The following is a 13161-nucleotide window of genomic DNA, read 5'->3' on the forward strand; positions in this document are numbered from 1 at the left end:
GACGTCCCTCTAGCCGTGCTGGGGGTGCAGCAAGGCCAGCAGGTCCATCAAGCCAGCGGCCACCTCCTCGCCTTCAAGTTCGGCCAGGCTGGCGGTCTGCATGGGCAGGGGCTGCTGGCGATGGCCGTGGATCAACAGCCCACCCAACGCACCCACCAGAGGCTGGTGGGTGACCAGCAACAGCTCGTCGACCGAATAGCCATCGAGCTGGCGCAGGACCTGGCGCAGATCGCTTTCCGGCACCAGCCAGGGCACGGTCTGCAGCTGGCCGGTAAAGCCCAGGCTCTCGGCAACCAGAGCCGCGGTCTGCTGCGCCCGCACATAGGGGCTGACCAGGATGGTCCTCAGCGGCCGCCCCTGCAGCTGCACAGCGGCCTGGCGCACCTGCTGGCAGCCGCGCTCGGTCAGGCGGCGCTCGGCATCGCTGCGTGCCGTCGGTTCGGCTTCACCATGACGCAGCAACCAGAGCCTCACCGAGCTGCCCTCACAGCTTGGGTTCTTCGTCGCGCACCGGGTGCGCGGCCGCTGGGATGCTGTGCGGGGCTTCGCCCTGGGGCGCTTGCGGCGTCGGCCAATCGGCGAACGGCCAGGGCTTCTCGTCGCTGTTGAAGGTGCCGAAGCGACCGATCTGCGCCAGGTACTGGCTCAGGCTGTCGCCAAAACCGAGCAGGCCGGCATTCGGTGCGCCATAGAACAGCCGGTAACCCAGTTGCAGCAGCACCACGGCCCCCAGCAGCAGCTCCGCCAGTTGCCAGACGATGGTGAAAAGCACCATCCAGAGAATGCGCAGCAGGATGGATTCACGCTGCAGCTCTTGGTTGTTGTCACTCATGGCTATCTCCTTGAACGCGTCGGACAGGCAAATCGTTAAAAGCCAGTGGCAGGAATAAAGTCGACATCGGTTTTCGGGTCGCCACTCATCAGTGCGCCGATGACCTGATCCAGGGTGCGGCCCTCGAACAGAATGGCGTGCAAGCCAGCAACCAGAGGCATATACACCTCCAGCTCCTCGGCCTTGGCCTTGAGTACGCGCAGGGTGTTGACCCCTTCGGCCACCTCGCCCAGACGCTCCACCGCCTCCTCCAGTCCGAGCCCTTCGCCCAGGGCGAAACCGACCTGATAGTTACGACTCTTGGCGGACGAGCAGGTGACAATCAGGTCACCGACCCCGGCCAGGCCGAGAAAGGTCATAGGGTTGGCCCCCAGTTTGACCGCAAAGCGGGTCATTTCCGCCAGGGCGCGGGTAATCAGCATGCTCTTGGTGTTCTCGCCCATGCCCATGGCCGCGGCCATGCCGGCAATAATTGCGTAGACGTTCTTCAAGGCCCCGCCCAGCTCGACCCCGAAACGGTCGCCGCTGGCGTAGACGCGAAAGGTGCGGCCATGCAGTGCGGCCTGGACCCGCTGGCAGAGGTCTTCGTCCTCGCTGGCGACTACCGAGGCGGTCAACGCATGCTCGGCCACTTCCCGCGCCAGATTGGGTCCGGAGAGCACGCCGATGCGCGCCTGTGGGGCGATGTCTTCGAGGATCTGGCTCATCAGCAGAAAGCTCTGCGCCTCGATGCCCTTGGTGGTGCTGACCAGCAGCTTGCCACTCAAGAGTTCGGCCACCGGCTGCAGGACCTGGCGCAGGGCGCTGGAAGGCAGCGCCACGAAGATCAGCTGACAGGCCTGCAGGGTGGCGGGCAGATCGGTTACCGGTTGCACCCTCGGGTGAACCTTGATGCCCTTGAGGTAACGAGGATTTTCACCGGTCAGGCGGATCGCCTCGGCCTGCTGTGGATCGCGCATCCAGTGCAGTACTGGCTGGTCATTTTCGCCCAGCAGGTTTGCAAGTGCGGTGCCGAAGCTACCGCCGCCGAGTACGGCGATGGGGTGCTGATCAGTCATAAGGCATCCGTGTTAGGCCATTCAAAGTGGCGAATCGCTCGCATTATACGGAGGTACGAAGCAGCGACCAGTGTTTCGCAGCCGCGCAGACGCTGGCAAAGCCCTCTAGCTCGGTTAACATGCTGCATTTAAACGCCGACAAGGTTGTTGCGTGATCTACAGTACCCAAGCCCATGGCCCTGATTATCACTCGCACGGTCCGAGGTTACATGGAGGTACCCCATGAAGCTGCGCCGTGGCTGGGATATTCATACCCGCACACAATTGATCAGCCTCGGCCCCGCCCTGCTGCTGACCTTGCTGCTGACTGGCTTTTTCACCTTTGCCCGTTTGCAGGATTTGCGCCATGAGCTCAACCACAACGGCCAGCTGATCGCCAGCCAACTGGCCCCGGCGAGCAAGTACGGGGTGATTTCCGGCAATCTGCAGGTGCTCGAATCGCTGCTGCAAGCCACCTTGAAAACCCCGCATGTGCGTTTTCTCGAAGTGCGCGATCACGCCGACAATATCCTGGTGTATGTCGAGCAGGCACCGGGCAGCGGCCAGACCGGTGCCCAGGTGGAGATTTTCCAGGCACCGATTCGTCTGCAGCGCGCCGAACTCAACAGCGCCGCGTTCTATGAACGGCGCAACGAGCCGGGTGCGCCCAGCACCGACTACCTCGGTCATGTGGTAGTCGGCATGTCCAATGACGCCTTCAATACCCGCCAGCAGGAAATTCTCTTCAAGGCCACCTTGCTGGCATTCTTCGCCCTGATCCTTACCTTTCTCCTCGCCCGTCGCCTGGCCCGCCACCTGTCGCAGCCGCTGAGCGCCATGGGCGAAGCCGTCAGCGCCATTCAGGCGGGCAATTACCAGACCACCCTGCCGGAAGTGGGCGATGGCGAGTTGAGTGCCCTGGCACGCCATATCAACAACCTGGCCAACGGCCTGGCCCGCGCCAGCGCCGAACAGCAGCGGGCCATGGCCCTGCTGATTCAGGCCCGCGAACAATCCGAGCTGGCCAACCGCGCCAAGTCGGACTTTCTGGCCATGATGAGCCACGAACTGCGCACCCCGATGAACGGGGTATTGGGCATGCTGCAGCTGCTGGAAACCACCGAGCTGAGCAAGGAACAGGAGGAGTACGCGGCCCTGGCCACCGAGTCCACCGAGCACCTGCTGAAGGTCATCAACGACATTCTCGACTTCTCCCGTATCGAGCGCGGCGCGCTGGAACTGGAGCGCATCCCGTTCAACCTGCCGGAGCTGCTACAGAGCTCGATCCAGGTGTTCCAGCACAGCGCCCAGCAACGTGGCCTGCAGCTGCATCTGGAGACCCAGAGCGGTCTGGAACAGCTGGAAGTGCAAGGCGACCCGACGCGGATCCGGCAGATTCTGGTCAACCTGATCGGCAACGCGCTGAAGTTCACCGAAGCCGGCAGCATCCGTGTGGAAACCCACTGGCAGGCTCTGGACAATCAGGTGCTGTGGTTCAGCTGCGCGGTCCACGACAGCGGCATAGGGATCTCCCCCGAGCGCCTGGAACAGATGTTCGACGCCTTCCAGCAAGCCGACACATCTATTTCAAGACGTTACGGTGGCACCGGACTCGGCCTGCCCATTGCCCGCACTCTGGCCGAACGCATGGGCGGCACCCTGCGGGCCCAAAGCCAGGAAGGCCAGGGCTCGGTGTTTACCCTGGAAGTGCCGCTGCCCTTCTCCCGGCAACCGCGCCAGGTGCTGCTGGAGCAACCCCAGGATGCGGTCCAGGGCCAGGGGCAGGAGGTGCTGCTGGTCGAAGACAACCCGGTCAATCAGACCGTGATCGAGGCCATGCTGCGCAGCCTCGGTTACCAGGTCCAGCTGGTCGCCGACGGAGCCCAGGCCGTACACCGCGCCAGTCAGCAGGACTTTGCCGGCATTCTGATGGATTGCCGCCTGCCAATCATGGATGGCTACGAAGCCACCCGGCAGATCCGCCGACTGCCGGGCGGCGCAACAGTGCCGATTATCGCCCTGACCGCCAACGCCCTGCAGGGTGACCGCGAAACCTGCCTGGCGGCCGGGATGAACGACTACCTGGCCAAGCCCTTTAAACGCGCCGACCTGCAACGGGTGTTGCAGCGCTGGCTGGGCAGCCGTCAGGCCGCCCCACCAAGACCTTCGACGAGTGGCCTGGCGGAATAAAATGCGCCAGGCTTGATCTGCGCCAGGCTTTTGCGCAAGGTCTATGTGGCAAGATGCACTACTCAGAGCACAACTGTACTTATCGCGCTGTGACTTTCACCACAACGCAACAGTCTATGACTAGGCTGCTGGAAGGCGCACAGACTGCGCCGCCAGCCAGGACGATTCGCCCAGCCCTGGCGCATGGGACATATTGAGGAGCTCGCATGACCAAACAAAACGCCTTCACCCGGGAAGACCTGTTGCGCTGCAGTCGCGGCGAGCTGTTCGGCCCAGGTAATGCGCAACTGCCCGCGCCGAACATGCTGATGATCGACCGCATTACCCATATCAGCGACACCGGCGGCAAGTACGGCAAGGGCGAAATTGTCGCCGAGCTCGATATCACCCCGGACCTGTGGTTCTTCGCCTGCCATTTCGAAGGCGACCCGGTCATGCCCGGCTGCCTGGGCCTCGACGCCATGTGGCAGCTAGTGGGTTTTCACCTCGGCTGGCAGGGCAACCCCGGCCGCGGTCGCGCGCTGGGTTCCGGCGAAGTGAAGTTCTTCGGTCAGGTGCTGCCGACCGCCAAGAAAGTCACCTATAACATCCATATCAAGCGCACCATCGCCCGTTCGCTGGTTCTGGCCATCGCCGACGGCAGCGTGAGTGTCGATGGCCGCGAAATCTACAGTGCCGAAGGCCTGCGTGTCGGCCTGTTCACTTCTACCGACAGCTTCTAAAGGACTCCCCGCATGCGCCGCGTCGTAATTACCGGTCTGGGCATCGTTTCCTGCCTGGGCAATGACAAAGAAACCGTTTCCGCCAACCTGCGCGCTGGCCGTCCCGGTATCCGTTTCAATCCGGAATACGCCGAGATGGGCCTGCGTAGCCAGGTGTCCGGCTCCGTCGACCTCAACCTGGAAGAGCTGATCGACCGCAAGGTCTATCGCTTTATGGGCGATGCCGCGGCCTTCGCCTACCTGTCCATGGAGCAGGCGATCAAGGATGCCGGCCTCAGCGCCGAAGACATCTCCAACCCGCGGGTTGGTCTGATCGCAGGTTCCGGCGGCGCGTCCACCTTCAATCAGATGGAGGCCATGGACATCCTGCGCGAGAAAGGCGTCAAGCGCGTCGGCCCTTACCGCGTGCCGCGCACCATGGGCAGCACCGTATCGGCCTGCCTGGCCACCCCGTTCAAGATCAAGGGCGTCAACTACTCGATCTCCTCGGCCTGCGCCACCAGCGCCCACTGCATCGGCAATGCCATGGAGCAGATCCAGCTGGGCAAGCAGGACATGGTCTTCGCCGGCGGCGGCGAAGAAGAGCACTGGAGCCAGAGTTTCCTGTTCGACGCCATGGGTGCCCTCTCCACCCAGTACAACGAAACCCCGGAAAAGGCCTCCCGCGCCTACGACGCCAAGCGTGACGGTTTCGTTATCGCCGGCGGCGGCGGCATGGTGGTGGTCGAAGAACTGGAACACGCCCTCAAGCGCGGCGCGAAGATCTATGCGGAAATCGTCGGCTACGGTGCCACCAGCGACGGCTACGACATGGTCGCGCCGAGCGGCGAAGGCGCGGTGCGCTGCATGCAGCAGGCCCTGGCTACTGTAGACACGCCGATCGACTACCTGAACACCCACGGCACCTCGACTCCGGTCGGCGACGTCGCGGAAAGCCGCGCGGTACGTGAAGTGTTCGGTGCCAAGGCCCCGGCCATCAGCTCGACCAAGAGCCTCTCGGGCCACAGCCTGGGCGCTGCCGGCGTACAGGAAGCGATCTACTGCATGCTGATGATGGAAGGCAACTTCATCGCCGGCTCGGTCAACATCGACGAAATCGACCCGGAAATGGCCGATCTGCCGATCCAGCGCAGCACCGTCGAGAACGCAAAGCTCGACACCGTGATGAGCAACAGCTTCGGCTTCGGCGGCACCAACGCCACCCTGGTACTCAAGCGCTGGGCTGGCAAATAAGCCCAAGCCCTTTGTTTGCCGGATAAAAAAGGCCACCCCTCGGGGTGGCCTTTTTGTTGCGGTTGACGCAGCGCTCGCTCAGACAGAGAAGCGCGCTACCAGTGCATTGAGGTCCACTGCCAGACGTGACAACTCCTGGCTGGCCGCACTGGTCTGGTTGGCCCCAGCCGAAGACTGCATCGACAGATCACGGATATTCACCAGGTTGCGATCCACTTCGCGGGCTACCTGAGCCTGCTCTTCCGAAGCACTGGCGATCACCAGATTGCGTTCATTGATCTGCGAAATCGCAGCAGCAATCTCATCCAGCGCCTGGCCTGCAGCCTTGGCTACATCCAGAGTTGAACGCGCCCGGCTGTTGCTGTTCTGCATGGCGCTTACCGCTTTGTCGGTGCCCTGCTGAATACCGCTGACCATTTGCTCGATCTCATGGGTCGACTGCTGGGTGCGATGCGCCAAGGCCCGCACCTCATCGGCTACCACGGCAAAACCGCGCCCGGCTTCACCTGCCCGGGCCGCTTCAATCGCTGCGTTCAGCGCCAGCAGGTTGGTCTGCTCGGCAATCGAACGGATCACATCCAGTACTTTGCTGATATCGCGCACCTGCCCGGCCAGTTGCTCGACTTCGGTCGCGGTATGGGTCACGTCATCAGCCAGATGACTGATCGAATCGACGGTCTGACGCACCTGCTCGCGGCCATGCTGGGCTGTACGGTCGGACTCACTGGAGGCTTCGGAGGTGCTGACGGCATTACGCGCCACCTCTTCCACGGCAATGGTCATTTGATTGACCGCTGTAGCCGCCTGCTCGATTTCATTGTTCTGCTGATGCAAACCACGGGTGGAGTCTTCAGTGACCGCACTGAGCTCTTCCGACGCCGAGGCCAGTTGCGTGGATGAATCGGAAATATTCTGGATGGTGCTGCGCAGGCTCTGCTGCATGCTTCTCAAGGCCCCCAGCAAACGTGCGGGCTCATCACTGCCCTGCACCTCGATTGGTTGGGTCAGGTTGCCGCTTGCCACCACTTCGGCCACCCGCACCGCCTCGGCAAGCGGCGCAACGATGCTACGGGTCAGTAGCAGTGCCAGAATCACCGTCAGGCCAAGCGCCAGAGCAATCATCACGATTACCCACCAACGCGAGCTTTCAAATACCTCATCGGCACTTTTGGCAGCGGCGGTGGCACCGATCCGGTTCAACTCAGATAGCTCAGCCAGCGCCTTGGCCATACTGTCGGCGTGGCCGTTGAGCGGGCCATTGGCGACCGCCAGTGCCGCGCCCAAGTCGTTTTGCCTTAACGCATCAACGATCTTGCTTTGCTCCTGCAGATAACTGCTCTCGGCCTGCTTGAAGCGCCCGTAAAGGTTTTTTTCCTCTGCACTCGAAATCAGCTTTTCGTATTCACGCTGGGCTTTATCCAAGAGGCTTCTGAACTCTTCCATCCTGGTGATGTTCTGTTTGGTCGTTGACTCATCGCTGTTGAGCATTGAGCGCAGGGTCAGTGCCCGCAGCCGCAGCAGATCCTGACTCATCTCTGCCAGACTCAGGATACTGGGCAGCCAGTTTCCATTTATCTGCTCCGACTGCTTGTTCATTTCGGTCATCTGCAGCAGCGAAAAACTACCGAGCAGCAGAACCAGCAGCGCTACTAGACCAAAGCCCAGTGATGCTCTGGGCGCAATATTGAGATTTCTTAGGGTCATCACGGTCGTCCTTTACGGTGTTGAGCAGCTTACTAGATAGCATATGGCCACTATTGCAATGAATACCTTAAGACCCTCAGCCAATATCTACAGATACAGCTATCGACTCACACCCTTGCTTCTTGACCCTTCGCTCAAAAAAAAACCCGAGCCTGGGCTCGGGTTTAGCGTTACAACTCCAGCTAACTTCAACGAACGATAAAGCGCTGTTCGAGCAGCTTGCGATCATCCTGAAACACCATGAAGTGCCACTCCCCCGCCACCACTTCATGAGGCTCGGTAAACTCGAAGGCCATGACGTCCTGGGCCGCTCCGGGCACCAGTTTCTGCACCACGACGAACTTGTCATGGTGCGTACCTTGCGGGGTGACCACACCTGGCGTGAGGTACAGCAGAGTCAGTGGCGAATCATCGGCCATCTTGCCGGCCAGGCTGTAACGCATACCGAACTTGGTGCCGAGCTTGGCCGGGATCACCGCGCCGGGTTTGATCGGTTGATTACTGCGGGTCAGTACCCGGTCACCAGCCTGAAAATCCTCATAGTCGCTGGCGAAAACGCCGTACTCGACCGGCCCCTCGACCCGCACCTCGGCCCGGGCCAGGCCGCTTGCCAGCAGGCAGGCCGCCAGTGCAGTGAAAACGCTGTAATGCATGGTTCGCTCCTCGTTATGGATGGCGCGAGCCTATGACGTCGTTGTGACAGGAACATGACAAGCCTACTCGGCCAGCGGCTCCTGCACCCGACGGGGCAATACGGCGAGGAAGTTGTCCCGCGCGACCTGCTGCGCAACTGCGGCCGGCAAGGCATCGAGGAAGGGCCGATAGCCATCCATATAGTCCTTCAGGCCGTCAAAGCGCCCCACCACATCGGAGCCGAGCATAAAGCGCTCGGGATAGCGCTTGACCAGCTTGAGCCAGTCGACATCGGGCTTGCCCTGCTTGTCCAGCAGATAGGGCCTGAGCATGCTCCAGGACAGGTCGATATAGAGGTTGGGGTATTGCCCGAGCAGACGCTCCAGGGTTGGCAGAAGAAAATCCAGGCGCTGCTGGTGGCGATGGATCTCCATGCTGGTCCCGGCATGCGCCCAGATAAAGCGCACATGCGGATGGTTGCGCAGCGGGGTCTCGATTTCCTGCAGGTAGAGCGGGTTGCGCTCGCGCTTGGAGGTGATATTGGAGTGCAGCATCACCGGCAGGTCGTATTCAGCGGCCAGGTGGAAAACCCTGGCCAGGGCCTCGTTATCAGCCTGCGGGGTGTCGCCGTGGATCAGCGCCGTAAGGTCATCGTGGCGGGTGAATATCTCGCCGATACCCTGCCAGAGCCCCGGGTCGAGTTCGAGCATGCGACGGATATGCTCGTCGGCATTCTTGTCGTTGGGGTTGAAGCCCGAAAGAAACGGATGGAAGTGCTGACGCTGCGCCGCGGACAGCTGCTTGTAGGCATGGGCGATCAGCACATCGGTAGCACTGTACCAGTAGACCTTGGCATCATCGCCGGCGTAGTAGCGCGGGCGCTTGGGCTCGTTTTCGTCCCACTTCTTTGCCACCGGAATGCCCGAGAGCATGACATGGTCGATATTGGCCTCGGTCATGTGCTTGAGCAGCTTTTCCATGCCGGCGCTTTCCTGAAAGAAATCGACATAGTGCAGATGCGCGTCGCTGTAGCGGTAATCCCGCGCCTGCACCAGACCGCTGCACAATGCGGCCAACAGACAAAGACTCAATCCTTTCAAAGCCAAAACCCACTCAAGACGTGAAGCCAATAGAGTCACTACACTGGGCTCTAGTTCATCCATCAGGATGCTGGCACTGGCCGCAGCGCCGTGCCCACATTCGACCCAAGGAGCTCAAATGATCAGCATCAGCAACGAAAAAGGCCTGCTGCAGCGCATCAGCATCGGCCCGCACACCCTGCATAGCGACGTGTCGGTGGAGCTGGGCGGAGAAGGCTCAGCGCCTGAACCCCACGACCTGTTCGACGCTGCGCTGGGCGCGTGCAAGGCGCTCACCCTGGCGCTGTATGCCAAGCAACGTGGTTTGCCGCTGGAAGGCCTCGACGTGCAGCTAAAGCGCGATGACAGCCAGGAGCGTCAAGGCATCTACCGCCTGGATGTCGAACTGACCCTGCACGGTGCGCTGGATGACGCACAACGCCAGCAGCTGCTGCGCATCGCCGATAAGTGCCCGATTCACAAGCTGATGACCAGCAGCGAGGTTCAGGTGAGCACTCAACTAAGCGATGGTGCGTAATGAACGACTTTCTGCTGATCCAGCCGCGCCCGGAAAACCTCGGCGGGCAACCTATCCTGCGCCCCCTGCCCTCGGCCAAATGCCGCAGCGTCGGGCCGTTCGTGTTCTTCGACCATATTCTGGAAAACACCTACCCGGCCGGTAGCGGCATGAATATCAACCAGCATCCGCATATCGGCCTGTCCACCCTCACCTACCTGTTCGAAGGGCAATTACAGCACAAGGACAGCCTGGGCTCGGATCAACTGGTCAACCCCGGCGAAGTCAGCTGGATGACCGCAGGCCGTGCCGTCGCGCATGTCGAGCGCACGCCGCAGGCTCTGTGGGAAAGCGGCTCACGCATGCATGGCCTGCAGGTCTGGCTGGCCATGCCCGCAGAGGATGAGCAAGGCGAACCCAGTTACAGCCATCACCCCGCCGACAGCCTGCCGCGCAGCGCCAGCATGGGCGTGGACATCTGCCTGATTGCCGGCACTGGCTTCTGCCTGCAATCACCGGTACCGGTGCTGTCGCCCACTATCTATGCAGAGATCAAGCTGGCCGCAGGCAGCGCGCTGCAGATTCCCGCCGAACATGCCGAACGCGCGCTGTACCTGATTGATGGCGAGGCAACATTGGACGACCTACAACTGCCTTTACGCGGCCTACTGGTGCTGCCCGAAGGTGAGACTTACACCCTCAGCGCCTGCAGCGAGAGCCACCTGGTAATGATCGGTGGCGCACCGATTGGCCCACGGCGGATCAACTGGAACTTCGTCGCCAGCGACCCGACTCTGATCGAGCAGGCCCGCCAGCGCTGGGCCGCGCAGGACTGGCCAACCGTGCCAGGCGAAAGCGCACGAATCGAACTGCCACGCTGACAGAGAAGATTTGTTGCACTCGCACGACATCCAAAGCGCAGGTGCTCGGGTATAACCCTTGGCACGTTCACACACTCAGGAACCCGGTGCATGGCGCAGCCGCTGTTTGATTACGAAAGCCATCTGGAAGCCTGCGCCCAGCAGGATGAACGCGCATTCCAGACGCTCTACCAACAGGAGGCCGCGCAGATGCTCGGGTTGGCCATCACCCTGCTCGGCCGTCGTGATCAAGCCGAAGACTGTGTGCACGATGCCTTTGTGCAGATCTGGCGCAACGCCCAGCGTTTTCAGCGGGCGCTTGGCAGTGGCCGCGCCTGGATCTACAGCATCCTGCGCTACCGCGCCCTGAACCAGCTGCGCAGCCGGGGCCGCACGGTGGAAATGGATGACGACTTTATCGCACGCGCCGCCGACGACAATCCGCAGGCCGCCGAGTTGCTCGAGCAACAGGGCGAACAGCAGCAACTGCGGCGCTGCCTGCAGGGTATCGAGCGCAACCGCCGCCATCCGATTCTGCTGGCTTTCTACCGCGGCCTGACCCACGAACAGATCGCCAACCGCCTGACCACACCGCTGGGCACCATCAAGGGCCGCATCCGCGCGGGTCTGCGCGCACTGCAGGAGTGTTTGCAAGCATGATTACGCAGCAACCTGCCGAACGCCGCGCATTGATCGGCGAATACGTTCTGGGCCTGCTGGACGAGGCGGAGGCCAAGGAAGTACGGGAGCTGATCGAGCAGGATGCCGAAGCCGCGCAAATGGCCCTGCAATGGCAACAGCACTTTCTCGAGCTGAGCGATCAGCTGCCGCCGCAGACACCGTCCGCACAGTTGTGGCTGCGCCTGCAGGACAGCCTCGGCCTGCCCCCAGCCGTCAGCCGTGTGAACGCCTGGCTGACGTGGTGGCAGAGCCTGACCACCTGGCGTCTTACCAGTGCTGCGCTGGCGATTGCCTTGATCGTCGCGCTAATGCCTAACCTGTGGCGCACGGACATGCCTGGCAATAGCTACACCGTGGTGCTGCAGGCCCCAGGTGAAGCAGCCAAGCCTGGCTGGGTGGTGCATGTGGATGGCAGTGGCAGCCTGCGCCTGCAGCCGTTGCTGGAAGACCAAATCCCGGCCGACCGCTCCGTGCAGTTCTGGACATTGATCGATCCGGCCATCGGTCCGCGCTCCCTGGGTCTGGTCGAACCGGGTAAGCCGCTGCAACTGTCCGCCGAGCAGATTGGCAGCGTACAACCCGGCCAGCTGTTCGAACTGACCCTGGAACCGGCCGGCGGCTCGCCCGGGAATCGTCCAACCGGCAAGGTGCTGTATATCGGCCGCGCGGTGATGGCATCGATCAACTGAGGCCGATTGCAAAAAAACTGAATTTATTTTCAGGCCACGACATCCAGACGTTCTCTCGTGGGTATAGCTATCAGGTGTTTCATCGAGGCACCTGCAAGGCCGGCCTTAGCCGGCCTTGCATCGATGCTGGATAACCACAGATGAGAGAACGCATATGAACAGCCTCAATACCCTGCTGACCGCTGCCGTTACCACTGCCACCCTCAGCCTTGCCGCCGGCACTGCCAGCGCGGCCACACTGCTGGCATTGGGTGCCGATGGCCAGTTGTTCAAGATCGACAGCGCCAGTCAGAAAGTCACTGCCACCATGGCCGCCAATAGCCCGAGTCCGCTGCGCGGCCTCGATGTGCGCCCGGCCAACGGCATGCTCTATGCCCTGGGCAGTGATAATCAGCTGTACACCCTGAACGCAGCCAGTGGTGCCGCCAGCAAAGTCGCCACCCTGAACAAACAGCTCCCGGGCAGCGGCCAGGCGGTCATCGACTTCAATCCAGTGGCCGACAAACTGCGCATGCTGGCAGCGGATGGCACCAACTTCCGCGTCAATGTCGAAACCGGTGAAGTGGTAGTCGACGGCTCTGTAGCCTATGACGCAGCTGGCCCGAATAAAGGTAAAAGCGCTCAAGTAGTGGCTGGCGCGTACACCAACTCGTATGCCGGCACCCAGGCCACTGCGCTGTACAACGTCGACATCGCCAGCAGCAGCCTGATGCTGCAAAACCCGCCAAACGATGGCATCCAGCAAGTGGTTGGCATGGTCGCCGAAGGTCTGAAAAACGCCGCGATGGACATTGCCAGCGACGGCAAAGGCGGCAACACCGCCTACCTGCTGACTGGCACAACGCTGCATACCCTGGACCTGGCCAGCGGCAAGCCAATGACGCTAGGCGATGTTGCCGGCCTGCCGGGCACTATCATTGATATCGTCGTACTGCCGGGTATGTAAGCAACGATGCGGGAAGGCCGCCCGGCCTTCCCGTTCAG

The 13161-nt window shown here is 61.7% G+C and carries 14 protein-coding genes; 8 read left to right on the forward strand and 6 right to left on the reverse strand.

Annotated elements, in window-relative coordinates:
* Positions 1-9: 9 nt before the first annotated feature.
* The 3 genes from sixA to WMW70_RS10040 are packed head-to-tail and all read right to left on the reverse strand — an operon-like array spanning position 10 to position 1890.
* Positions 10-474 carry a phosphohistidine phosphatase SixA gene (gene sixA, locus WMW70_RS10030; RefSeq protein ID WP_341437365.1) on the reverse strand — a complete coding sequence of 155 codons (465 nt, stop codon included), beginning with the start codon at positions 472-474 and terminating at the stop codon, positions 10-12.
* Positions 475-484: 10 nt separating this feature from the next.
* Entirely contained in the window at positions 485-832 is a 348-nt protein-coding gene (locus WMW70_RS10035; RefSeq protein WP_341437366.1) for a DUF4389 domain-containing protein, read from the reverse strand.
* Positions 833-867: 35 nt separating this feature from the next.
* Positions 868-1890: an NAD(P)H-dependent glycerol-3-phosphate dehydrogenase gene (locus tag WMW70_RS10040; protein ID WP_341437367.1), complete on the reverse strand. Its 1023-nt coding sequence runs from the start codon at positions 1888-1890 to the stop codon at positions 868-870.
* Positions 1891-2112: 222 nt separating this feature from the next.
* Between WMW70_RS10040 and WMW70_RS10045 the strand changes: the two genes are divergently transcribed.
* The 3 genes from WMW70_RS10045 to fabB all read left to right on the forward strand — a co-directional run bounded on the left by WMW70_RS10045 (position 2113) and on the right by fabB (position 6014).
* Positions 2113-4059, forward strand: a complete 1947-nt coding sequence (locus WMW70_RS10045; protein ID WP_341437368.1) for an ATP-binding protein — start codon at positions 2113-2115, stop codon at positions 4057-4059.
* Between the two features lie 206 nt (positions 4060-4265).
* Positions 4266-4781 (forward strand): 3-hydroxyacyl-[acyl-carrier-protein] dehydratase FabA, encoded by a 516-nt coding sequence (fabA, locus tag WMW70_RS10050; protein WP_296126063.1) that lies wholly within the window; start codon positions 4266-4268, stop codon positions 4779-4781.
* A gap of 12 nt (positions 4782-4793) precedes the next feature.
* A complete protein-coding gene (fabB, locus tag WMW70_RS10055) occupies positions 4794-6014 on the forward strand; it encodes a beta-ketoacyl-ACP synthase I (RefSeq protein ID WP_341437369.1) in 1221 nt (406 codons plus the stop codon).
* Positions 6015-6092: 78 nt separating this feature from the next.
* Here the strand turns inward: fabB and WMW70_RS10060 are convergent, their stop codons facing one another.
* The 3 genes from WMW70_RS10060 to WMW70_RS10070 all read right to left on the reverse strand — a co-directional run bounded on the left by WMW70_RS10060 (position 6093) and on the right by WMW70_RS10070 (position 9514).
* Complete coding sequence (locus WMW70_RS10060; RefSeq protein WP_341437370.1) at positions 6093-7718, reverse strand: methyl-accepting chemotaxis protein; 1626 nt, start codon at positions 7716-7718, stop codon at positions 6093-6095.
* Positions 7719-7906: 188 nt separating this feature from the next.
* Positions 7907-8371: a DUF3859 domain-containing protein gene (locus tag WMW70_RS10065; protein WP_341437371.1), complete on the reverse strand. Its 465-nt coding sequence runs from the start codon at positions 8369-8371 to the stop codon at positions 7907-7909.
* A gap of 63 nt (positions 8372-8434) precedes the next feature.
* On the reverse strand, positions 8435-9514 hold the full coding sequence (locus tag WMW70_RS10070) for an amidohydrolase family protein (protein ID WP_445942130.1): 1080 nt from the start codon (positions 9512-9514) through the stop codon (positions 8435-8437).
* Between the two features lie 55 nt (positions 9515-9569).
* On the opposite strand from WMW70_RS10070, the gene WMW70_RS10075 reads away from it, so the two are divergent.
* The 5 genes from WMW70_RS10075 (at position 9570) to WMW70_RS10095 (ending at position 13123) form a co-directional block, all read left to right on the forward strand.
* Positions 9570-9968 (forward strand): OsmC family protein, encoded by a 399-nt coding sequence (locus tag WMW70_RS10075; protein WP_341437373.1) that lies wholly within the window; start codon positions 9570-9572, stop codon positions 9966-9968.
* Positions 9968-10828: a pirin family protein gene (locus WMW70_RS10080; protein ID WP_341437374.1), complete on the forward strand. Its 861-nt coding sequence runs from the start codon at positions 9968-9970 to the stop codon at positions 10826-10828. Before WMW70_RS10075 ends, WMW70_RS10080 begins: the two co-directional genes overlap by 1 nt.
* 90 nt (positions 10829-10918) lie before the next feature.
* Positions 10919-11467, forward strand: coding sequence for a sigma-70 family RNA polymerase sigma factor (locus tag WMW70_RS10085; protein WP_341437375.1), 549 nt, complete (start codon positions 10919-10921; stop codon positions 11465-11467).
* A complete protein-coding gene (locus WMW70_RS10090; protein ID WP_341437376.1) occupies positions 11464-12177 on the forward strand; it encodes an anti-sigma factor in 714 nt (237 codons plus the stop codon). The genes WMW70_RS10085 and WMW70_RS10090 overlap by 4 nt, the downstream gene beginning before the upstream one ends.
* 154 nt (positions 12178-12331) lie before the next feature.
* Complete coding sequence (locus WMW70_RS10095) at positions 12332-13123, forward strand: DUF4394 domain-containing protein (RefSeq protein ID WP_341437377.1); 792 nt, start codon at positions 12332-12334, stop codon at positions 13121-13123.
* Positions 13124-13161: the final 38 nt, after the last annotated feature.

The organism is Pseudomonas sp. XK-1, assembly GCF_038069885.1.
GTDB lineage: Bacteria > Pseudomonadota > Gammaproteobacteria > Pseudomonadales > Pseudomonadaceae > Aquipseudomonas.

Bases quoted from the DNA above. Each gene is read 5' to 3' on its own strand.
- WMW70_RS10035 (WP_341437366.1), bottom strand. From the start codon at position 832: ATGAGTGACAACAACCAAGAGCTGCAGCGTGAATCCATCCTGCTGCGC.
- WMW70_RS10040 (WP_341437367.1), bottom strand. From the start codon at position 1,890: ATGACTGATCAGCACCCCATCGCCGTACTCGGCGGCGGTAGCTTCGGC.
- WMW70_RS10045 (WP_341437368.1), top strand. From the start codon at position 2,113: ATGAAGCTGCGCCGTGGCTGGGATATTCATACCCGCACACAATTGATC.
- fabA (WP_296126063.1), top strand. From the start codon at position 4,266: ATGACCAAACAAAACGCCTTCACCCGGGAAGACCTGTTGCGCTGCAGT.
- fabB (WP_341437369.1), top strand. From the start codon at position 4,794: ATGCGCCGCGTCGTAATTACCGGTCTGGGCATCGTTTCCTGCCTGGGC.
- WMW70_RS10060 (WP_341437370.1), bottom strand. From the start codon at position 7,718: ATGACCCTAAGAAATCTCAATATTGCGCCCAGAGCATCACTGGGCTTT.
- WMW70_RS10065 (WP_341437371.1), bottom strand. From the start codon at position 8,371: ATGCATTACAGCGTTTTCACTGCACTGGCGGCCTGCCTGCTGGCAAGC.
- WMW70_RS10070 (WP_445942130.1), bottom strand. From the start codon at position 9,514: ATGGATGAACTAGAGCCCAGTGTAGTGACTCTATTGGCTTCACGTCTT.
- WMW70_RS10075 (WP_341437373.1), top strand. From the start codon at position 9,570: ATGATCAGCATCAGCAACGAAAAAGGCCTGCTGCAGCGCATCAGCATC.
- WMW70_RS10080 (WP_341437374.1), top strand. From the start codon at position 9,968: ATGAACGACTTTCTGCTGATCCAGCCGCGCCCGGAAAACCTCGGCGGG.
- WMW70_RS10085 (WP_341437375.1), top strand. From the start codon at position 10,919: ATGGCGCAGCCGCTGTTTGATTACGAAAGCCATCTGGAAGCCTGCGCC.
- WMW70_RS10090 (WP_341437376.1), top strand. From the start codon at position 11,464: ATGATTACGCAGCAACCTGCCGAACGCCGCGCATTGATCGGCGAATAC.
- WMW70_RS10095 (WP_341437377.1), top strand. From the start codon at position 12,332: ATGAACAGCCTCAATACCCTGCTGACCGCTGCCGTTACCACTGCCACC.